The sequence below is a fragment of the Burkholderia sp. L27(2015) genome, assembly GCF_009765705.1.
Classification (GTDB): domain Bacteria; phylum Pseudomonadota; class Gammaproteobacteria; order Burkholderiales; family Burkholderiaceae; genus LMUX01.
This window is the reverse complement of the sequence record NZ_LMUX01000008.1, coordinates 355980-376402: the sequence shown is the minus strand read 5'-3', so window position 1 is coordinate 376402 and position 20423 is coordinate 355980. Positions and strand designations below refer to the sequence as shown.

General features: G+C 59.5%; 18 protein-coding genes and 1 pseudogene. 9 read left to right on the top strand and 10 right to left on the bottom strand.

Going from position 1 to position 20423, the window contains the following annotated elements; genetic code table 11:
• Window positions 1-190: 190 nt before the first annotated feature.
• The 3 genes and pseudogenes from GSQ77_RS04730 (at window position 191) to GSQ77_RS04715 (ending at window position 3584) form a co-directional block, all read left to right on the top strand.
• Window positions 191-1399 (top strand): DUF2863 family protein, encoded by a 1209-nt coding sequence (locus tag GSQ77_RS04730; protein WP_158899500.1) that lies wholly within the window; start codon window positions 191-193, stop codon window positions 1397-1399.
• Window positions 1400-1776: 377 nt separating this feature from the next.
• Window positions 1777-2601: pseudogene (locus tag GSQ77_RS04725) on the top strand (LuxR C-terminal-related transcriptional regulator); the annotation flags it as partial.
• Between the two features lie 377 nt (window positions 2602-2978).
• Window positions 2979-3584: a hypothetical protein gene (locus GSQ77_RS04715; RefSeq protein ID WP_158899498.1), complete on the top strand. Its 606-nt coding sequence runs from the start codon at window positions 2979-2981 to the stop codon at window positions 3582-3584.
• A 123-nt stretch (window positions 3585-3707) separates the two neighbouring features.
• Here the strand turns inward: GSQ77_RS04715 and GSQ77_RS04710 are convergent, their stop codons facing one another.
• Window positions 3708-4892 carry a M14-type cytosolic carboxypeptidase gene (locus tag GSQ77_RS04710; RefSeq protein ID WP_158899496.1) on the bottom strand — a complete coding sequence of 395 codons (1185 nt, stop codon included), beginning with the start codon at window positions 4890-4892 and terminating at the stop codon, window positions 3708-3710.
• A 158-nt stretch (window positions 4893-5050) separates the two neighbouring features.
• Window positions 5051-5830, bottom strand: coding sequence for a peroxide stress protein YaaA (gene yaaA, locus GSQ77_RS04705; protein WP_158899494.1), 780 nt, complete (start codon window positions 5828-5830; stop codon window positions 5051-5053).
• A gap of 122 nt (window positions 5831-5952) precedes the next feature.
• Here yaaA and GSQ77_RS04700 point away from each other — a divergent pair, with 122 nt between their 5' ends.
• Both GSQ77_RS04700 and GSQ77_RS04695 read left to right on the top strand, forming a co-directional pair.
• Entirely contained in the window at window positions 5953-6393 is a 441-nt protein-coding gene (locus GSQ77_RS04700; protein WP_254067435.1) for a putative toxin-antitoxin system toxin component, PIN family, read from the top strand.
• Between the two features lie 129 nt (window positions 6394-6522).
• On the top strand, window positions 6523-7689 hold the full coding sequence (locus GSQ77_RS04695; protein ID WP_158899489.1) for a pyridoxal phosphate-dependent aminotransferase: 1167 nt from the start codon (window positions 6523-6525) through the stop codon (window positions 7687-7689).
• Window positions 7690-7772: 83 nt separating this feature from the next.
• Here GSQ77_RS04695 and GSQ77_RS04690 read toward each other — a convergent pair whose 3' ends face one another.
• Window positions 7773-8429: a glutathione S-transferase family protein gene (locus GSQ77_RS04690; RefSeq protein WP_158899487.1), complete on the bottom strand. Its 657-nt coding sequence runs from the start codon at window positions 8427-8429 to the stop codon at window positions 7773-7775.
• Between the two features lie 279 nt (window positions 8430-8708).
• On the opposite strand from GSQ77_RS04690, the gene GSQ77_RS04685 reads away from it, so the two are divergent.
• From GSQ77_RS04685 to GSQ77_RS04670, 4 genes are read left to right on the top strand one after another with little or no spacing between them, the layout of a single operon-like run.
• Window positions 8709-10253 (top strand): 3-hydroxyacyl-CoA dehydrogenase, encoded by a 1545-nt coding sequence (locus tag GSQ77_RS04685; protein WP_158899485.1) that lies wholly within the window; start codon window positions 8709-8711, stop codon window positions 10251-10253.
• A gap of 13 nt (window positions 10254-10266) precedes the next feature.
• Complete coding sequence (locus GSQ77_RS04680) at window positions 10267-11046, top strand: oxepin-CoA hydrolase, alternative type (protein ID WP_158899483.1); 780 nt, start codon at window positions 10267-10269, stop codon at window positions 11044-11046.
• 22 nt (window positions 11047-11068) lie between these two features.
• A complete protein-coding gene (locus GSQ77_RS04675; RefSeq protein ID WP_158899481.1) occupies window positions 11069-12145 on the top strand; it encodes a phosphotransferase in 1077 nt (358 codons plus the stop codon).
• A 60-nt stretch (window positions 12146-12205) separates the two neighbouring features.
• Complete coding sequence (locus GSQ77_RS04670; protein WP_158899479.1) at window positions 12206-12898, top strand: glutathione binding-like protein; 693 nt, start codon at window positions 12206-12208, stop codon at window positions 12896-12898.
• A gap of 121 nt (window positions 12899-13019) precedes the next feature.
• On the opposite strand, the gene GSQ77_RS04665 is transcribed toward GSQ77_RS04670, so the two are convergent.
• The 7 genes from GSQ77_RS04665 to nuoL form a co-directional block, all read right to left on the bottom strand.
• Window positions 13020-13496: a MaoC family dehydratase gene (locus GSQ77_RS04665; RefSeq protein ID WP_158899604.1), complete on the bottom strand. Its 477-nt coding sequence runs from the start codon at window positions 13494-13496 to the stop codon at window positions 13020-13022.
• A 56-nt stretch (window positions 13497-13552) separates the two neighbouring features.
• A complete protein-coding gene (locus tag GSQ77_RS04660) occupies window positions 13553-14041 on the bottom strand; it encodes a DUF1178 family protein (protein WP_158899477.1) in 489 nt (162 codons plus the stop codon).
• A 291-nt stretch (window positions 14042-14332) separates the two neighbouring features.
• On the bottom strand, window positions 14333-14947 hold the full coding sequence (locus GSQ77_RS04655; protein ID WP_158899602.1) for an NUDIX domain-containing protein: 615 nt from the start codon (window positions 14945-14947) through the stop codon (window positions 14333-14335).
• A 56-nt stretch (window positions 14948-15003) separates the two neighbouring features.
• Window positions 15004-15300: a DUF2818 family protein gene (locus GSQ77_RS04650; RefSeq protein WP_158899475.1), complete on the bottom strand. Its 297-nt coding sequence runs from the start codon at window positions 15298-15300 to the stop codon at window positions 15004-15006.
• Window positions 15301-15316: 16 nt separating this feature from the next.
• Window positions 15317-16789 carry an NADH-quinone oxidoreductase subunit NuoN gene (gene nuoN / locus GSQ77_RS04645; RefSeq protein ID WP_158899473.1) on the bottom strand — a complete coding sequence of 491 codons (1473 nt, stop codon included), beginning with the start codon at window positions 16787-16789 and terminating at the stop codon, window positions 15317-15319.
• 25 nt (window positions 16790-16814) lie between these two features.
• Window positions 16815-18308: an NADH-quinone oxidoreductase subunit M gene (locus GSQ77_RS04640; protein WP_158899471.1), complete on the bottom strand. Its 1494-nt coding sequence runs from the start codon at window positions 18306-18308 to the stop codon at window positions 16815-16817.
• A 14-nt stretch (window positions 18309-18322) separates the two neighbouring features.
• Window positions 18323-20401 (bottom strand): NADH-quinone oxidoreductase subunit L, encoded by a 2079-nt coding sequence (gene nuoL, locus GSQ77_RS04635; RefSeq protein ID WP_158899469.1) that lies wholly within the window; start codon window positions 20399-20401, stop codon window positions 18323-18325.
• Window positions 20402-20423 lie beyond the last annotated feature (22 nt).

The following is a 20423-nucleotide window of genomic DNA, read 5'->3' as shown; positions in this document are numbered from 1 at the left end:
CGTTTTATCGGGCCCTTCGTTGGGCCCTTCGTTGAGCCGCTGCATCGAGTGTTTCATCGACTTTCTTCGCCGTTGCTTAGCGATTGTTGATCGTTAGTTTCGTCCGCTCTTGCGTTGCTGGTCCTTTAACTCTCAAGAGGGGCTAAAATACGAGGTTCCGTGTACTTTTGATTATCCTGGCTTCCCTCCTATGCGCTCGCGAATTGCCAAACGTCTTCCCCCCGATGCAGAAAAGCTGATCGAGCTGTCGCTCGCGCTTTCGGCATCCGGTAGCCGAACCGAAGACCGCTTCTGGGAACACCGCATCGACGCGCTGATCGGCAAAGTCGTGCGCAACGGCAATCAGGCCACCCTGGACGCAGCGCTCGATCATCTGCAGCAACATCATCCCGAAAGCTATGGCGTACTGGCCGATCAAAGCGAAACCGCCAGCGAATCGCTGGATCTGACGCACGACGACTCACCGTGGCAGACCCTGTTGATTGCCGCACCGGTGTTGGCCTGGACGCGTTACGCGATTCCGTCGGGGCAACTCAGGGACGAGGTCACCCTCACGCTCGCCGCCCACTTGCAGGCCCATGTGCTGGCCGAGGGTAGTCGGGTCGCGCTGGCGCCGTTTCTGTACAGCATCGACCAATTGCCGCGCCATCACGTGGAAGTCCATCGGCTGACCCAGCAGTTGTCGCAAGCCGCAATGCTGGGGCAGATTCCGAAAATAAACCTGTCCAACCTGCCGGAAACCGCGCCCATCCTCGCCGATCCGCGCTTTCTACTCGCGGTGGTAGCAGCGCCGGCCGGCGCACCGTTGTTGCGCTGGCAACAGGATGTGGACGGCGCGTATTACGAACGTCACCGTTGCCTTGAGCAATGGAAGGCGCAGGGGGGCGCCAATCTGAGCAGCCTGTTCCCGGGCTGCGAATTCGAATGCCTGCTCCCCGACGCCTACTATTCGGCCTGTCGCGACGCGGACGAGCGCGTGCGACCTCACACGCTACGCACTGCGGTGCGCTATCTGCAGGACGTGCTTGAAACCACGGCAGGCGATTTGCGCGCAGTGATCGGCGGTTTCGGCGAACAACGCATCGATGAGTTCCGCATCGGCTTTACGCGACGTGGCAGCAACGATGTGCTTTACGGTGTGATCTGGCCGCTCTATGGCCGCGAGAGCGGCGAAGCCGATGAACCGCTGGATCCTAACGAACCACCGGCTGATCCGATCGATGCCGTGCTTGCCTTGCTCAAGGAAACGGGCGTAACCGAGATCCGTCGTCATCAAGGCTGTTTCGAACCCGAGTTTTGCGACGATTGCGGCGTGCCGCTCTACCTCGATCCGCTGGGCGAAATCGTCCACGCCGAAATGCCTCCCGACGCTGAACCCACTCAGCCTCACTTCCACTAAGAATACCGCGTCGACATGTGAAACCGCGCCGGCATCGGCGCGGCGCATTCTTGCGCCGCGTCTATCTTCGCTCGCCTATCTTCTCTTGTCGGGCTTCTCCTGTGATTCTCAGCAGGAATTTTCTGTTTTCTTGGCCAACCTGGTTGCAACGCTTGGCGTAAGGGCTTGATATGGCTTTCGGACAGGGCGCGCGAGTGTCCCTGGTCCGCCATCATGCACCTGACGATACCCGCCGGTTACGGCCGCCCAGTACAACTGCCGGGTATAGCCATCGGGTACAGCCATTTACCCACGCGAGCCATCGTGCCTATCGGCGCGACTGGCCGTGTCCGCCACTCCAAGGCAATAAACCTGAGAAGTACGGGGGAGAATTGAAAATGATTTTTTGTGTTTTGAACGATCAATCTGAACGACGCGAGGGCCTTAAAGCGCTGTTGCGCCAAGTCAATCGCCACGCGACCACAATCGACGCACGTGATTGGCGTCAGGCCCAGCGTGTAGTCGAGCGCACGCCGCCGGACCTGCTATTGATCGATTGGCAAAGCCAGTGGATGAAAGTTGCCGATCTCACGCTTTTTCTAAGCAAGCACCCCACCCTGCCGGCGGCCGTGCTCGCGGACGATGCTCGTCCCGGCGCGGTCGCGACCTTCATGCAGGCAGGTGTGCTCGGTGTGGTGCCACGCGACCTGGCGCCCAAACTGATCGTGCGTGCTTTCGAGCTTGTCTTGCTGGGCGGGCACTACGTGCCTGCACGCGCACTGGATCTGGACGTGTCGGTCGCGCCACCTTACTGTCCCAAACGGGCCGAGCACGTGGCAGGCGCCTTAACGCGCAAGGTTCACACCGAAGATCTGCCGCCTCTGTCGCCGCGCCAGCATCAGATCATGCGATTGGTGCACCTGGGCAGCACCAACAAGGTCATTGCGCGCGCATTGGGAATTAGCGAAGGGACGGTGAAGATTCACTTGTCCTGCGTATTTCGTGCCCTCGGCGCGACCAACCGTGCCGCGGCCGTCGCAATCTATAACGGCTGGCAATTCAATGGGTTGCGAGCATTACGGCGTGACGCCGAATTGCCGCCGCTTGAAATGCCGGTCGCAGATAATGACGCCTCGGTCGAAGCCGTGGTCGCGAGCATTGCACCTGTCCAACAAGCGGACACAGCGGCCCGATGGTTGATGGCCGCTCAGCCGGAGGCTGCCTATCACGCAGTCGCAACTCATGACCCAGGCGGGGTTCAAACCGGTGAGGACGAGGAAGACGAAGGAAAAGACGGAGGCAGAGGCGCGGGTAACGACGATGTGGGTGGAGGTGCGGGTGGAGGTGCGGGTGGAGGTGCGGGTGGAGGTGCGGGTGGAGGTGCGGGTGGAGGTGCGGGTGGAGGTGAATTCGCGGACGCAGACGAGAACGCAGACGAAACCAATTAACTCGCGATACCTGGCATCGGATGAAATATGCCTTGCTCGCATTTCAGCCTAGCGGCGAGTCTTTTACGTTAAGATTGAACTCCCGCTATTTGTCAGGCATCTCAACAAGCCTGTAAGCTCTGATTTCCTTATTCATGCATCGCTATACTCTGATGTCCCGACTGCGGTACCGGGTCGGCACCCTCTTGATTTCGTTGACGGTCCTTCCTGCCCTCACCGCTCACGCGGATCAGCTTGAGCAACACGATAACCTGGTCCAGAAATTCGTCAACGAACAACATGCCAGTCCCTTGGTCGCGGACTGCGCTGCACATGCCAGCTTCGTCGTCAGTACCTCGTCGTATTTTGATCATGCTGAATTCCCGGCCAACACGCTTGACGACGATCACGCGAAGACACAGCCGTGGAATGACGCGTTCGACTCCGGCAAGCAACGCATCAAAGTGGACACGATAGTTACCGTGACCGGCGAAGGCATACGTAAGGATTCACAAGCGGCACCTGAATCGCTGACGTTCAAATGCGGCTACGTCGACAACAAGATGTTGGCGTTCTCTTACAACGACCCCGTGCCGTCGGCTGTTAGCCATGCAAGCGCCAACGGCAAGCATCACGGCAAGCCGGTCCGAGGCGCCCATGGCTCGAAGGGCTCACACGCGCAGGCCAGCAGCAAGCACGGTACGAAAGCGCATGCCCAACCGGCCAAAGGCCGAGCTGTCAAAAAGCCGGCGTCGAAAACGAAGAAGGCCGCTGACTGAGTGTGCTGACGGAAGGTGCTGGCAGGGATTGCTGGCTGAGTGTGCCAGGAAATACGTTCCGCTCAGGTCGCCGCCTCGTTGGGCGCCTCGAGAGGCGCCTCATTGGGCACCCCCACCCGACCACTAAGCAGACACCTCAGCGGGCACCACAGCCCGCTCGAGTTGCCACAGGATGGCCGAGAGCATCGCGGCCCCCAGCGACGCACTACGCGCGCCGCTCCATCCTTGTTTCGGTTCCGGCAGATTGGCGTTGTCCTTGAACGGCATTTCGAGCGTCAGCGACAGGCAGCCAAATTGGTGTCCGATGTATTTCGAGGCAAGCTTGAGTGCATCGACGCGATATTTATTGCTCGAATAACCATACTTCGATTGGAAGTCCGGGCTCGCTGTCTTGAAGTATTCGATGAAATCATCCTGCTCACGCCGCTGCCGCTCGCCAAACTCCGGCAACATTTCGCAGCCGGCAACGAATACATAAGGCAGCGTTTCGTCGCCGTGAATATCGAAGAACATGTCGCAGCCCAAGCCATGGATCGCATCGCGCACCACCTTGACTTCGGGGCTGCGCTGCGCATCGGGTTCCAGCCACTCGCGATTGAGGTTGGCGCCCGCCGCGTTGGTGCGCAGATTGCCCAGCGCAGAGCCATCGGGATTCATATTCGGCACCACGTAAAACACAGCTCGCTCGAGCAGCACACGCGCCACGGGGTCGCCAGCCCAAGCACCCTGCCCGGTCAAACGTGCGAGCAAACCCTCAGTGAACCACTCGGCCATGGTTTCGCCAGGGTGCTGGCGGCCGATCACCCAGATTCGCGCTTTGCCGGGAGCGGCCGTGCCCAGCGTTACCAGCGTCATCGGCCGCCCTTGCACCGTCTCACCCAATGTGCTCGTGCTGACGGCCTCGTGCTGCTGCAGCGTGCCCAGAAAAGCCGCATGGCGCGCTTCGCCATAGGGTTCGAAATAAGCGTAGTACACGCTGTCGAATTCGGGTTGGTGATTGATCGTCAGAGCGTGCCCGTCATAGCGCGTCGGTACGCGGAACCAATTTTGATTGTCATAGCTCGCTACGGCTTGATAATCGGTCCAGCCACCGGGAAATGCGCACTCCGACGCATTTTCAAACGTGATCGTACAAGGCGCGCCGCGCACGCCGCTCAGGCGGAAATAGAACCACTGAGCAAAATCGGCTTGCGTGTCGGGCCGCATGCGCAGCCGGATCGCGTCGGCTCGCTCACACTCCAGGACTTCGATGGCCGCGGCATCGAATTGACTATGGATGCGCACGACAGGGGCAAGCGCGAACGACATGAAGCACCTCGACTTAAAGATTTTGGGGGACAGGAACGATCGCCAGTGCGCGCTTCTCAAGTGGATCACTCATGCGGGCCACTCACGTGCGTCACTCACGTGCGTCATTCATGCGAACACCCATGTAGAGCACGCGACTGGCCATTCCAATGGATCGCTCAGGCGGCAAGCCTGCGGCGAAACACCCAGGTGGCCGGCCCTGAAATGTCCGGTTCGAAAGTATAGCCGTCACTGTCGAATGATTTTAGCTGTTCGGCATCGGTCACCCCGTGCAGCGCCGCATATCTGGCCATCAGCCCGCGCGCGCGTTTGGCATAAAAGCTGATGATCTTGTAGCGCCCGTTCTTCCAGTCTTCAAACACCGGGGTGACCACGGGCACAGTCAGCCCTTTGGGCTTGACCGATTTGAAATACTCTTCCGAGGCTAGGTTCACCAGTTTGCGAGCGCCGCCCATGTTCGAGAGTGCGTCGTTGAGCGCGTGGGTAATCCGGTCGCCCCAGAAACCATACAAATCGCGCCCGCGCGCGTTCTGGAAACGCGTACCCATTTCGAGACGATAAGGCTGCATCAAATCGAGCGGCCTGAGCAATCCATAGAGTCCGGACAAGATGCGGATATGGCTTTGCGCGTATTTCAAGGCAGGCGCGGGCAAGCTCGCGGCGTCCAATCCTTCGTAGACATCGCCGTTGAACGCGAAAATGGCCTGTTTGGAATTGGACGTGTCGAACTGCTCGATCCAACTCGCATAGCGTTCGAAATTCAGTTGCGCCAACGGATCGGAAATCTTCATCAGGCTCGCGATCTGCGGGGGCGACAAGTCGCGCAGCGACGCGATCAGCTCGGCACTATCGGCGACGAAAGCCGGCAGCGTATGACGCGCGACCGGCGCGGGTGTCTGGTAATCAAGTGATTTGGCAGGCGAGAGAACGATTATCATAGGGTTCCGAAAAGCGATTTACCCTCTTATTCTATCGAATGGTGCCTGCGCACGTGACCGAGTCAATTTCAACGCCAGGCGCACAACCCTGCGCCGCCCCCCTTGCTGACGGTATTACAACCGTGATTCTCGATTCCAACGTATGGATCGACATCCTGGTTTTCGACGACCCGGTGAGCCGCCCGATTCGGCTAGCACTCGAAGGCGGCCGCCTGCAGGCGTTGATCGACCGGCGTTGCCTGGCTGAACTGGCGTACGTGCTCGATTACCCTCAATTCGCGAAATACGCGCTCGACAAAGCGCAAACGCTGCAGCGGCTAGCGGCCTTGACTCGGCAGGTCGACCCCGCTCCGCCGGCCGACGCGCGTCCATTGCCGTCATGCCGGGACAAGGATGATCAGAAGTTTCTTGAGTTGGCCCATGCGAGCGGTGCGCATTGGCTTGTGTCGAAAGACCGCGCCGTGTTGAAATTGGCGCGCCGCATCGAGCGCGATTTCGCGTTTAGCATCGCAATCCCGGCCGTTTTTGTGGCGGCCTGCGGGCTTGCCGACGAACCGGTTTGATGCGCGCACTACGCGTGCGCTACACGTGCACCACAGGGCGCCCCGCTCACCACCGCACCTTGCTTGATAACGGTTGCGCACGCAAGCGGCTACAATAGCGAAATCTTTTGCCTCCTTGCGAATCACCCCATGAATGCTAAAGAATCTGCTCACTTCGAGCTGACATCGCGTTTGCCCGATGTAGGCACGACCATCTTCACCGTGATGTCGGCCCTTGCCACGCAAAAAAGTGCGGTCAATCTGGGTCAAGGCTTTCCCGATTTCGACTGCGATCCGCAGATCATCGATGCGGTGGCCGGCGCCATGCGGGCTGGTCACAATCAATATCCGCCGATGACCGGCGTGCCCGCACTGCGAGCCGCGATCGCGAAAAAAATCAATACGCTATACGGACGTCAGTACGACGCCGATCAAGAGATCACGATCACCGCCGGCGCCACCCAGGCGCTGCTGACGGTCGTGATGGCCGTCGTGCATCCCGGCGATGAAGTGATCGTGATCGAACCGGTGTATGACAGCTACGTGCCCTCGATTCAACTGGCCGGCGGCATACCGGTGTTTGTCGCGCTCGACGCGCCTCACTACGCCATCCCCTTCGACAAGCTCGAAGCCGTGATTACGCCCAAGACGCGGTTGATCATGATCAACACGCCGCATAATCCGACCGGAACGATCTGGCGCGAAGCCGACATGCGCCGCCTCGAAGATCTGGTGCGCGGCACCGACATTCTCATTTGCTCCGACGAGGTGTACGAGCACATGGTGTACGATGGCGCCCGCCATGAAAGCGTGATCCGCTATCCCGAACTCGGCCGCCGTAGTTTCGTGGTTTCGAGCTTCGGCAAGACCTACCACGTGACCGGCTGGAAAGTGGGTTACGTCGCAGCGCCGGCAGCGCTTTCCGCCGAATTCCGCAAAGTGCATCAGTTCAACGTATTTACCGTCAACACGCCGGTGCAATATGGGCTGGCGAGCTATATGGAAAACCCCGCGCCCTATCTTGAGCTAGCGGCGTTCTACCAGCAAAAGCGCGACTTCTTCCGCGCCGGGCTGGCCAAAACCCGGTTGAAGTTGATGCCATGCACGGGTACGTATTTCCAATGCGTCGATTATTCGGCCGTCAGCGACTTGCCTGAAGCGGATTTCGCGCAATGGCTGACCGCCGAAATCGGCGTGGCTGCGATACCCGTGTCGGCGTTTTATCACGCCGGCCAGGAATCGGGCGTTGCGCGCTTCTGTTTTGCCAAGAAAGAATCGACCTTGGCGACCGCGCTGGAACGATTGGCGAAGATTTGACCGCACGCAACAACGCGTTTATCTAACGCACGGGCGCGTCGCAACCCGACGCGCCTGGAAGTACCCCAATGTGCCCCGACGAATTACCGTCCCGCCTCGGCCTTGCGCGCCGCCAGATAGGCCTTACGGTCCGCCACAACCTTTTGTGCCGCCGGCCGTTCCCCGATCAGCGTTCCGTGACTCTTCCAGTCGATTCCCGCTTCCTCGACGATGTCGCTGCCGTACACCACCTTGCTCGCCATGCTCACGATCGGCAAGTGCAGGTAGGCGACCAGATCGGCTAACGTGAATGTTTCTCCGCCCAGATAAGGCGCAAAATGTGCCAGACGCTTGAACCCCGCGAGATTGCGACTCAGCGTCTTGTGTACACGTTCACGCGTCTCGTCGCTGATAGCCAGCCCCGAAAACGCATGGCGATAAAGATCGCGCGCAACCAGCTCGATATGCATTTCCAAATAGGTGATTAATTCGCGCTGCTGCGCGGCCGCAAACGGATCCGACGGCAATAACGGGGTTTGCGGATACGCCGCCTCAAGATAATCGACGATCACCTGGGACTCGGTCAGCACCCCTTCGTCCGTTTCGATAAAAGGGATCTTGCCCAGCGCGGAACGCCCCAACAGCTCATCGGGTGGGCTGAACAGCACATGCACTTCCTCAAACGGAATCGCTTTCTCAAGCAGCACGAACTTTACTTTGTTGTAGTAGTTCGAAGCCGAAAAGCCGCACAGTTTAATCATTGGAGTTCCCATGGAGTTTTCAATCAGCTTACCGGTATTTGCCCGCAATCGTCACGCTTAACGCTTCGGCCCCCGTACGTCTTGATACTATGTAGTCGTGTTGATCGTTCATACAACGCGAGCCTGATAAATGCACGATCGTGCTATTCTAATTCAACTTTTCGTCCGGCCGTCGCTTGATTCATAGCCGCTGATGTAGCCACCGATGTCGCCACTGATTTAGCTCTCAATGAGTCGCCATACCACTCTCATCTACCTTATCCAGCCTGCTCAATCCGAATGACATCTACCACTATCGAACACGCACCCTTTGCCATCCATTCGGTCGGAATCGTCGGCGCCGGCGCGATGGGACGCGGCATCGCCCAGATCGCCGTGCTTGCCGGACTTGACGTCAAGCTCTACGACACCCATCCCGAAGCCGCAGCCGCCGCGCGTACCACGCTGGCCGACGTGTTCGCCAAACTGGTCGGCAAGGGCCGGCTCGCGGAAGCGGACGCGCACGCGGCCGTCGCACGCATCGTGCCCTGTGCCACGCTGCAGCAATTCAGCGGATGCGATCTGGTCGTCGAGGCGATCGTCGAACAGCTCGACATCAAGCAAGCGCTGTTGCGCCAGCTCGAATCGATCGTGCGCCCGGAGTGTGTGCTTGCCTCCAATACGTCGTCGTTGTCGATTACCGGTCTCGCGTCCGCATGCGCCCATCCGGAACGGGTAGCCGGTTTTCACTTCTTCAACCCGGTGCCCTTGATGAAAGTGGTCGAGGTGATCAACGGCTTGCGCACGGCGCCGCAAACGACCCAGGCGCTCGTGCAGCTCGCGCGACGCATGGGTCATACCGCCGTGCAAGCCAGGGATATGCCGGGCTTCCTTGTCAATCACGCGGGACGCGGTATGAACACGGAAGGCTTGCGCATTGCCGGCGAAGGCGTCGCGAGCTTTGCGGATGTCGACCGCATCATGCGCGAGCAGGCGGGTTTCAAACTCGGTCCGTTCGAACTGCTGGACCTGACCGCGCTCGATGTGTCGCATCCCGTGATGGAATCGATCTATCACCAGTTCTACGAAGAAGCGCGCTTCCGCCCTTCGCCCATTACCGCCGTTCGGCTGGCGGGCGGTTTGCTCGGACGTAAAACGGGCGCCGGCTTTTATACCTATACCGACGGGCGCCAGGATCAGCCGACCGAATTGCTGCCGCCGTTTGCAATGCCCTTGCGCGTATGGGTCAGCAACGTGCACCCGAGCGCGCGCGACGCGGTGGTTGAGTTGATTCGTCTGGCCGGCATCACGCTCGACGAAGGCGCGCGCCCGCAAGCCGACTCGCTGATCATCGTCACCCCCATCGGACTCGATGCCACCACGGCCGCCGTCAACGAACAACTCGATGCCGCTCGCACGGTCGCGATCGACACCTTGCTGCCCTTCGCCACGTCGCGCCGCCGCACGCTGATGACCACGCCGGCCACTTTGCCCGTCTCGCGCGATGCCGCCCATGCGCTGTTTGCCGCGGACGGCACCGCCGTTACCGTGATCCGCGATTCCGCGGGCTTTGTCGCGCAACGCATCATCGCGATGATCGTCAACATCGGTTGCGATATCGCGCAGCAGCGCATCGCCAGCCCACAGGACATCGACCTCGCCGTGACCTTGGGCCTGGGCTATCCGCGCGGTCCGCTGGCGCTGGGCGATACCGTGGGCGCATCGGTCATCTTGACCATCTTGCGCAACCTGCAAACGCTCTCGGGCGATCAACGCTATCGCCCCTCTCCCTGGTTGATGCGCCGCGCCCAGTTGGGCATGTCGCTGACCAGCGACGATCTATAAGGACTATGCAAAGATGGCCGCTGAACTGCTCGCGCAACGTAACGAATCGACACTGGTTTTAACGCTGTCCAACCCCGGCGTGCGTAATGCGCTGCATCCGGATATGTATGCCGCCGGTGTCGAAGCCTTCGAAGTGGTCGAACGCGATGCGTCGATCGCCGCCGTGGTGATTACCGGCGCGGATGATTTTTTCTGTGCCGGTGGCAACCTGAACCGGTTGCTCGAAAACCGTGCCAAAGATCCGGCTGAACAGGCGCAAAGTATAGAGGCGCTGGGCGCATGGATCAGCGCGATTCGTAGCTGCTCCAAGCCGGTGATCGCCGCAGTCGAAGGCGCGGCCGCCGGCGCGGGCTTTTCGCTGGTGCTGGCTTGCGATATGGTGGTGTCGGCCGAAAACGCCAAATACGTGATGGCCTATGCGCGCGTTGGCCTCACGCCCGATGGCGGTGGTTCGTGGTTTCTGGCGCGCAGCTTGCCGCGCGCGCTGGCCAGCGAAATTCTGATCGAAGGTAAGCCGGTGAGCGCCGCACGCCTTTACGAAGCCGGGCTGATCAACCGCTTGGTCAAGTCGGGCACCGCGCGCGACGCGGCGCTCGAATGGGCGCAGCAACTGAACCAGATTTCGCCCAATGTGGTCGCGCGCATGAAGGGATTGATCGAGCAAGCCGCGACTCAACCGCTCGCCAACCATCTGCTCAGCGAACGCGACAGTTTTGTCGAGTCGCTGTTTCACCGCGATGGCTTGGAAGGCATCAGCGCGTTCCTGGAAAAGCGCCCGGCGCGTTATCTTTGACGTAGCAATATCGGGAGGAACGATGCCACAGGATTTCTCGGCGTTCCAAGGCACGCGCGCTGTCGCCAGTCAGCATGAATTCGACGTGCGTGCATTGGAGACATGGCTGCTCGCTCATGTCAGCGGATTCAACGGGCCCATCGTCTGCGAAATGTTCGCCGGCGGCCAGTCCAATCCGACTTATAAATTGATCACGCCCGAGCGCACCTACGTGATGCGCGCCAAGCCGGGTCCTGCCGCAAAACTGCTGCCCTCGGCACACGCCATCGAACGCGAGTATCGCGTCATGGACGCGCTCGCCGGCACCGATGTGCCGGTCGCCAAAATGATTGCGCATTGTGCTGACGAGAGCGTGATCGGCCGCGTCTTCTACATCATGGAGTTCGTCTCGGGCCGGGTGCTATGGGACCAGGGCCTGCCTGGCATGAGACGCACCGAGCGCGCCGCCATCTACGACGAAATGAATCGGGTGATCGCGGCGCTCCATTCGGTCGACGTGAATGCCGTCGGCCTCGGCGATTACGGCAAGCCGGGCAATTATTTCGCACGGCAAATCGGTCGTTGGAGTAAACAATATCTAGCCTCGCAAACCGAGCCCATCGAAGCGATGCAGCACCTGATCGATTGGCTGCCCGCGCATATTCCCGAATCGCCGAACGAGAGCGTCGCCATCGTGCATGGCGATTTCCGGCTCGACAATCTCATCTTTCATCCGAGTGAGCCGCGCGTACTGGCAGTGCTCGACTGGGAACTCTCGACGCTGGGCGATCCGCTTGCGGACTTTGCGTATAACTGCATGAGTTGGCACGTTCAGCCGAGCCAATTCCGTGGCATCGCCGGGCTGGACTTGCCGGCGTTGGGCATTCCGGCCGAAGCCGACTATATCCGCCGCTACTGCGAGCGGACCGGTCGCGAAATTCACGGCGACTGGAATTTTTATCTGGCGTACAACATGTTCAGGATTGCGGCGATCTTGCAGGGCGTCGCACGGCGCGTGGTCGATGGCACCGCATCGAGTGCACAAGCGCGCGATGCCGGCGCTAGTGCCCGGCCACTAGCGGAACTCGCCTGGCGGTATGCGCAAAAAGCGGTGCAATGAGCAAGGCGCTAGCCCTTGCGGACGCAAAGGCCGCACTCACATAGGTTTCGAGGAGCCACAATGATAGATGTCTATAGCTGGGCCACGCCGAACGGTCACAAGGTCCACATCATGCTGGAGGAGTGTGAGCTCGCCTACACGGCGCACCCGGTCGATATTGGCGCCGGCGACCAATTCAAACCCGACTTCCTGGCCATCAGCCCCAACAACCGGATTCCCGCGATCATCGACCACGACGGTCCCGGCGGGAAAGATCTCGCGTTGTTCGAATCCGGGGCGATCCTGCAATATCTGGCGGACAAAACCGGCAAGTTCTTGCCCACCGAACCCGCCGCCCGCTACACCACCTTGCAATGGCTGATGTTCCAGATGGGCGGCTTGGGGCCGATGCTGGGTCAAACGCATCATTTCCGCATCTACGCGCCAGAAAAAATCGACTATGCGATTCAACGCTACACCAATGAAAGCCGGCGCTTATACGGCGTGATGGATCGTCAACTGGGCAAGCATACTTACCTGGCCGGCGACGCCTACACGATTGCCGATATCGCGAGTTTCCCGTGGACACGTTCGTGGAAAAATCAGGGTATCGAACTCAGCGAATTCCCCAACGTGCAGCGCTGGCATGAAGAGATTGCGGACCGCCCGGCTGTCAAGAAAGGCGTCGATGTGCTGGCCGACTTGCGCAAGCCTCTGGTGGACGACAGAGCGCGCGAAAACCTGTTCGGCTCGACTCAGTACAGCAAACGCTGATCTGCCCGCCCTGACCTGATGACCGGCCTGGCCGCGCCGCATTAGCGGCCTGAGCCACACTATCCGCCCCACTTCCTAATCGCTCGCGGGCGGCGTTGCCAGCGCAATTCAGGCTTCGAGTTCAGACTTGTTCTTGTTCGCCCGCGGCTTGCGTCGGCGGGCGGCGTCCCATCAGCAGTTTCGAGCGTACATAGACGACCTGCTCGCCGTTTTGATTGTAGCCTTCCGAGCGCATCACGAGCAGCCCGCGGTCCGGTTTGCTCTGCGAAGCACGCGCCCCTTCGATGACCAGTACCACGTCGAGCGTGTCACCTACCCTGACCGGCTTGAGCCAACGGATCTCGTCGACACCGGGCGAGCCCAGCGAAGATGAGTCGTGCAGAACGCTATCGACCAGCAGCTTCATCATCACCGCGCAGGTATGCCAACCGCTGGCGATCAAGCCGCCGAACACTGACTCTCGGGCCGCGCCATCGTCCGTGTGAAACGGTTGCGGATCGTATTTACCCGCGAATTCAAGAATCTCATCACGCTCGAAGGTGTACTTGCCGAGCTGCAGCTTGGAGCCGACCTTCAGATCTTCGAAGTACGTATTGATAGTCATCGCGTGTGTCCAGTTTAAGTGTGCTGCGCAATCGGCCTACGGCGCAATAACTACTGCAACGGTTCCTTGAGGTTGTCGGGAATCGCCAGCGGCAACACTTCGATTCCTTCTTCCAGCAATTCACGAAACTGATCACGACTGGCCACACCGCGGATATTGCGCGCCGGCGCTTCTTCGTAATGCATGCGGCGTGCTTCGTCGGCAAAACGCTCGCCGACGTTCTCGGTTTGCGCCAGCACTTGGCGAACCGCGGTGAGCCACGCACCCTGCGCGCCCGCCGCGGTTTGCGGTACGCTTTGCGGTGCACTTTGTGAGGCCGGCGATTGCGGCTGTCGCGCGTTACGCCCGGCCGCGCGTTCAGCCTGGATCGCGCCGGACAGATTTAATCGGGGTGCGGAGGGTAAGCGCGTCAACTCGGTCGAATTGCAAATAGGGCAAGCCACCAGACGACGCGACAACTGGTCTTCAAAATCGGCATCGGACCCAAACCAACCCTCGAAGTGATGGTCCGCTGGGCATGTTAAATCAAGGACTTTCATACTAAACCTGGGCGCCCGAACGGACGACGCCATGTGCAAACGCATATAACCGGAAGGAATGCCGCGCGGCCACGATGAACGTGAGCGCAAACGTTCCGCTTTTTCTAGCTTGTCGTGAAGTCGATTTTAGCGCGCAGCAAAAAAAAGTGCTCGCGAAGACATCGCAGCCCCCCGAGCATGCGGGTTTCGAACGCGAGCGCTGCTGGAAATAGAGGACCCGGAAAACCTCGGCGCCCCGCACAAAACCCGTGCAGCATCCGAGAAAACCCCGATCGGGCAAGCCAAAGGCGCTTAGAAGCGCTGCGCCGGGCCCACTTGCCAGGTACCGGCCAGGATTTTTTCCAGCCAGAACGTACCGATGATGGTTTTGACGTCGGTCACCTTGCCGCTGCGCACCCATTCAAGCAGTGTCGGTACATCGGCCGTGAAGGTCTCGAGGAATTCGCCGTCGTCGAGTTTGCGCTCGCCGGCCGTCAGGCCCCGCGCAAGGTAGATGTCGATGAATTCCGTGGAATAGGAGATCACCGGGTGGATGCGCGCCACATAGCAGAATTCACGGGCGCTGTAGCCGGTTTCCTCGCGCAGCTCGCGCGCGCCGCATGCTAGCGCGCCTTCCTGCGGATCCAGTTTGCCGGCCGGGAACTCGACCATCACACGGGCCAAGGGATAACGATATTGACGCTCCATCAGCACGCGGCCGTCGTCGAACAGCGGGATGATCATAACGGCGCCCGGATGCAGCACATACTCGCGCATGGCGGTGTTGCCGTCCGGCAAGCGCACAGTATCGCGCTTGAGCGTCAGGAAGCCGCCCGAATACAGGGTCTCGCCATCGACCTTGACTTCGATCAGGCCGGCGTCCTGCTGGTCGTCGTTATCGGGGTACTGGGAAAGAATCTGCGTCATGGCCTGGCCTCGCTGCGTGCTCATTTACGTGCTCATTTACCTGCTCATCGAATTGCTCAACGATGTTTGACCAGATAGCGCACCGTGAAACCCGGGAAAGCGAACACCAGGAACAGGCTGAAGGTGACGGCATAGAATTGCCACCCCTGCACGAACACATTGCCGGCACGCGCTTCAAGCAAATAACCGAGACCGCCGATCACGAAATAGAAGACGATGATTTCGGCGATCCGTATCCATCCGGATTTGCGGCTCCCCCGCAATGAGATCACCGCAAACAAACGTTGGTTGAAGAACGGCAGATTCGCACCGATCAGTGACAACAGTACGACAAACCAGCCTGCAGAAGACATTAATGCAATTTCCCGCTTAGAGCTTGATTTGTTGGAGCGCGTGCTGACACATCGTCATGAGCGGACCGGGCAAGATACCCAGCCCCACGATGGCCAAACCGTTGAGTATCAGGAAAGCTCGCGTAGTCGGGCTCGACTCGATCGGGCTCGCGTCCAGCGGCTCGTCGAAATACATGAGCTTGACGATACGCAGGTAGTAGAACGCGCCGAACAGCGAGGTGATAACCGCCAGCACCGTCAGCCACACCAGCCCGGCGTCCATGGCCGCGCTGAGCACCGACAGCTTGGCGTAGAAACCGACCGCGGGCGGGATGCCAGCCAGCGAGAACATGAAAATCAGCATGACGAACGCCAGCAGCGGATGGCGTTTGCTCAGGCCTTTGAAGTCGTCGATGTTTTCGGCTTCGAATTCACGACGCGACAGCAGCATGACAATGCCGAAGGTGCCCAGCGTGGTGAGCAAATAGGTAATGCTGTAGAACGTTGCCGAACCATACGCGTCCGAAAGGCCCAGCGTCTTGCCGTCGACCACGCCCGAGAGCATGCCCAACAGTACGAACCCCATGTTGGCAATCGCGGAATAGGCCAGCATACGCTTGACGTTCTTCTGCACGATACCGGTGATGTTCCCGACGATCAACGACAGCGCCGCCAGAATCACCAGCATCATCTGCCAATCGACCGCCAGCGGCAGCAAGCCGAACACCAGGAAGCGCAAGCCCCAGGCGAAGGCTGCCAGTTTCGGGCCACCGCCCACCAACAGTGTCATCGCGGTCGGTGCGCCCTGATACACGTCGGGCACCCACATATGGAACGGCACTGCGCCCATCTTGAACGCGATCCCTGCCACGATGAAGATCACACCGAACAGCAACACCGCCGTGTCGATACGGCCGGTACTGATCGCATGGAACACTTCGCCGAGGTCGAGCGAACCTGTCGCGCCGTACACCATCGAAATACCGTACAACAAGAAGCCCGATGCGATCGCGCCCAGCACGTAGTACTTCATCGCCGCTTCGTTGGCGACCGGGCTGGTCTTGCGCAATGCGATCACTGCGTACAGCGACAACGACATCAATTCCAGACCCAGGTACAACGTCAGGAAGTTGTTGCCGGAAATCATGACCAATTGGCCCAGCAACGAAAACATGCCGAGCAGGTAATAGTCGGCGCGAAACAGATCGCGCGCTTCAAGATACTGGCGTGAATAAATAACGGACACCGCATAAGCGACCGAGACGAAAGCTTTCATCAAGTTCGCGAACGGATCCACCACATACATATTCGAGAAGAAATAGTAGGTGTTGGGATCGGTCGCCAGCACGCCGTACCAAATGGCCGCGACGACCGTCGAAACCAGCGCGATGCTCGCCGTCAGTTTGCGAGTGCCGGCACTTTCGTTGAACGTATCGTTAAGCCAAGCCACCACGACGGCCAGCATCAGGAGAGCGTCTGGCAGTAGTACGTTCATATGGGCGTTTTGCATGATCTTTTAAATCCTCTGCTCTTTATTATTGCGCCTGCAACGGCAGCTTGGACTGCGCGACGTGGGAGAGGAGGTTCGCCACTGATTCGTGCATAGCATTCGTGAAAGGTTTCGGATAAATACCCATGAACAGCACCAGTGCCGCGAGGCAAGCAAGAATGAAGAACTCACGCTTGCCCACGTCGAGCAACTTGGCCACGTTCGCGTTGGCGACCGCGCCGAAAATCACGCGTTTATACATCCACAAGGTGTAAGCCGCGCCAAGAATGAGCGTCAAGCCCGCGAGCGCGCCGATCCAGAAGTTGAAGCGAACCGCACCGAGTATCACCATGAACTCGCCGACAAAACCGGAGGTGCCCGGCAAACCGCAATTGGCCATCGCGAACAGCATCGAGAACGCCGCGAATTTCGGCATGGTGTTCACGACACCGCCGTAGTCCGCGATCGAACGCGTATGCATGCGGTCATACATCACGCCGATACAGAAGAACATCGCGCCCGACACGAAACCGTGCGAAATCATCTGCACGATCGCGCCTTCCGCACCGATCTGGCTGAAGATAAAGAAACCCAGCGTGACAAAGCCCATGTGCGCAATCGACGAATAAGCCACCAGCTTTTTCATGTCGGTCTGCACCAGCGCCACCAGCCCGATATAGACCACCGCGATCAGCGACAGGATGATCACAACCGGCGCGAGGAAATGGCTGGCGTCCGGAACGATGGGCAACGAGAAGCGCAGGAAACCGTACGCACCCAGCTTCAACATGATGGCCGCCAGCACGATGGAGCCGCCGGTCGGCGCCTCGACGTGTGCGTCCGGCAACCAGGTGTGGACCGGCCACATCGGCACCTTCACCGCAAACGCGAAGAAGAAGGCGATAAAGACCAGGATCTGCGGGACGAATTCGAGCGGCAGTTTGCTCCAGGCGGCCAGATCGAACGTGTGCGATTGCCCGTACAGGTACAACAGCGCCACCAGCATCAACAACGAGCCGGCCAAGGTGTAGAGGAAGAACTTGAACGCGGCATACACGCGATTCTGTCCGCCCCACACACCGATGATCAGGTACATCGGAATCAGCGTGGCTTCGAAGAACACATAGAACAGCATGCCGTCGAGCGAGCTGAACACACCGACCATCAACCCGGAAAGGATCAGGAAGGACGCCATGTACTGCGCAACGCGCTTCGTGATCACGACCCAGCCAGCGAGCACGACGATCACGGTGGTGAACGCGGTGAGTATGACCAGCCACAACGAGATGCCGTCGATGCCCAGGTGATACGTGATGTGGAAGCGCTCGATCCAGTTCGATTGCTCGACGAACTGCATTGCGGCGGTGCTGTCATCGAAGCCAGTGATCAGCGGGATGACGACGATCAGACCGAGCACCGAGCCTATCAACGCCACCCAGCGCGCCGGTGCCGGATTGCTGTCGGAACCGACGAATAAAACCAGGATACCGACAGCGATCGGAATCCAGATCGCCAGACTCAAAAGAGGAAGTGATTGCATCGTGATCGTTCGCCTTATTTGCCGCCGAGCGTTACAAACAGGGTCAAGAGCCCCAACATGCCAAGAATCATGGCAAACGCGTAGTGATAGATATAACCCGACTGCAGGAAGCGGATCACGCCGGCAAACCAGGCCACCGACCGGGCGCTACCGTTCACGATGCCATCGATAACCGCCTGGTCGCCCTCTTTCCACAAACCGTTGCCGATCGCCACAGCACCCTTGGCGAACACGACCTCGTTGATCTTGTCCAGGTAGTACTTGTTATCGAGCAGCGTGTAGATGCCGCTGAAACGCGCTTGGATGCGCGCCGGCAATTCCGGACGCTTGATGTACAGGAACCACGCGACGACCACGCCCGCCAATGCCAGCCATACCGGCAGACCTTCGACCGAACTCAGGCCCATTGCCAGCCAGCCGTCGAACTCCTTGGCCATGTCCTGCAATGCCGGGTGGTTGCTGCCGATCGCGATGACCTGGTCGAATACGACCCCGTGGGCAAAGAAACTGCCGTAGATCAACGGGCCGATCGCGAGCGCACCGATCACGACCGACGGAATCGCCAGCAGGACCAGCGGCACCGTGACCACCCATGGCGATTCGTGCGGCTCGTGAGCATGGCCGTGTGCATCGTCGTGGCCATGCGCATCCTTGTGCCCGTGTGCATCATCGTGAGCATGCGCGTCGAGCGTAGCGTCGTCGTGGACCGGTTCCGGATGCGGCTTGTTGCGGAAACGCTCAGGACCGTGGAACACCATGAAATACATGCGGAATGAATACAGCGCCGTGATGAATACGCTGAAGGTCACCGCAAAGTAAGCGAAATCCGAACCGGGCAGATTCGACAGCTTGACCGCGTCGATGATCGAATCTTTCGAATAGAAACCCGAGAAGAACGGCGTGCCGATCAAGGCCAGCGAGCCGGCCAGCGACGTGATCCAGGTGACCGGCATGTACTTGCGCAGACCGCCCATGTTGCGCATGTCCTGATCGTGGTGCATGCCCATGATCACCGAGCCCGCGCCCAGGAACAGCAAGGCCTTGAAGAAAGCGTGCGTCATCAGGTGGAACACGGCGACCGGGTAAGCCGAAGCGCCCAATGCCACGGTCATGTATCCGAGCTGCGACAGCGTCGAATAAGCGACCACTCGCTTGATGTCGTTTTGCACCAGGCCGAGAAAACCCATGAACATCGCGGTAATCGCGCCGATCACCATCACGAACGACAAAGCCGCGTCGGACAACTCAAACAGCGGCGACATACGCGTCACCATGAAGATACCGGCCGTCACCATGGTTGCCGCGTGAATCAGCGCTGAAATCGGCGTCGGGCCTTCCATCGAATCGGGCAGCCACACGTGCAGCGGGAACTGCGCCGACTTACCCATCGCGCCGATGAACAGGCAAATACAGGTCACCGTCATCAGGTTCCATTGCATGCCGGGGAATACCATCGCCGCCAGTTGGGCGCGATGCGCGAACACTTCGCTGTAATCGAGCGAGCCGACGAATGCGTAAATCAGGCCGATGCCGAGCAGGAAGCCAAGGTCGCCGACGCGGTTGACGAGGAACGCCTTCAGGTTGGCGTAGATCGCGGTCGGACGCGTGAACCAGAAACCGATCAGCAGGTACGAGACCAGGCCCACCGCTTCCCAACCGAAGAACAGTTGCAGGAAGTTGTTCGCCATCACCAGCATCAGCATCGCGAACGTGAACAGCGCAATGTACGAGAAGAAGCGCTGATAGCCCGGATCTTCTTCCATGTAGCCTACTGTGTAGATGTGCACCATCAGTGACACGAAGGTCACCACGCACATCATCATCGCGGTCAGCGAATCGATCAGGAAGCCGATCTCTAATTTGAAATTGCCGATCCGCATCCATTCGTAGACGGTGGCGTTATACGACGCCCCGTCCTGCACCTGGAACAGCACGATGGCCGAAAGGACGAACGCGATCGCGACGCCCAGGATCGTCACGCTATGCGCGCCGGCTCGGCCTACCGCTTTGCCGAAGAGGCCGGCTATTAGCGAGCCGGCAAGTGGTGCAAGCGGGATCGCAAGCAGCAAATTGGGGTTTAGTGTCGTTGGCATAACAGCTTCGCGTGAGTCACCC

Excerpts from the sequence above, each read along its gene's own strand:
- GSQ77_RS04730 (WP_158899500.1), top strand. The coding sequence starts at position 191 with ATGCGCTCGCGAATTGCCAAACGTCTTCCCCCCGATGCAGAAAAGCTG.
- GSQ77_RS04715 (WP_158899498.1), top strand. The coding sequence starts at position 2,979 with ATGTCCCGACTGCGGTACCGGGTCGGCACCCTCTTGATTTCGTTGACG.
- GSQ77_RS04710 (WP_158899496.1), bottom strand. The coding sequence starts at position 4,892 with ATGTCGTTCGCGCTTGCCCCTGTCGTGCGCATCCATAGTCAATTCGAT.
- yaaA (WP_158899494.1), bottom strand. The coding sequence starts at position 5,830 with ATGATAATCGTTCTCTCGCCTGCCAAATCACTTGATTACCAGACACCC.
- GSQ77_RS04695 (WP_158899489.1), top strand. The coding sequence starts at position 6,523 with ATGAATGCTAAAGAATCTGCTCACTTCGAGCTGACATCGCGTTTGCCC.
- GSQ77_RS04690 (WP_158899487.1), bottom strand. The coding sequence starts at position 8,429 with ATGATTAAACTGTGCGGCTTTTCGGCTTCGAACTACTACAACAAAGTA.
- GSQ77_RS04685 (WP_158899485.1), top strand. The coding sequence starts at position 8,709 with ATGACATCTACCACTATCGAACACGCACCCTTTGCCATCCATTCGGTC.
- GSQ77_RS04680 (WP_158899483.1), top strand. The coding sequence starts at position 10,267 with ATGGCCGCTGAACTGCTCGCGCAACGTAACGAATCGACACTGGTTTTA.
- GSQ77_RS04675 (WP_158899481.1), top strand. The coding sequence starts at position 11,069 with ATGCCACAGGATTTCTCGGCGTTCCAAGGCACGCGCGCTGTCGCCAGT.
- GSQ77_RS04670 (WP_158899479.1), top strand. The coding sequence starts at position 12,206 with ATGATAGATGTCTATAGCTGGGCCACGCCGAACGGTCACAAGGTCCAC.
- GSQ77_RS04660 (WP_158899477.1), bottom strand. The coding sequence starts at position 14,041 with ATGAAAGTCCTTGATTTAACATGCCCAGCGGACCATCACTTCGAGGGT.
- GSQ77_RS04655 (WP_158899602.1), bottom strand. The coding sequence starts at position 14,947 with ATGACGCAGATTCTTTCCCAGTACCCCGATAACGACGACCAGCAGGAC.
- GSQ77_RS04650 (WP_158899475.1), bottom strand. The coding sequence starts at position 15,300 with ATGTCTTCTGCAGGCTGGTTTGTCGTACTGTTGTCACTGATCGGTGCG.
- nuoN (WP_158899473.1), bottom strand. The coding sequence starts at position 16,789 with ATGCAAAACGCCCATATGAACGTACTACTGCCAGACGCTCTCCTGATG.
- GSQ77_RS04640 (WP_158899471.1), bottom strand. The coding sequence starts at position 18,308 with ATGCAATCACTTCCTCTTTTGAGTCTGGCGATCTGGATTCCGATCGCT.
- nuoL (WP_158899469.1), bottom strand. The coding sequence starts at position 20,401 with ATGCCAACGACACTAAACCCCAATTTGCTGCTTGCGATCCCGCTTGCA.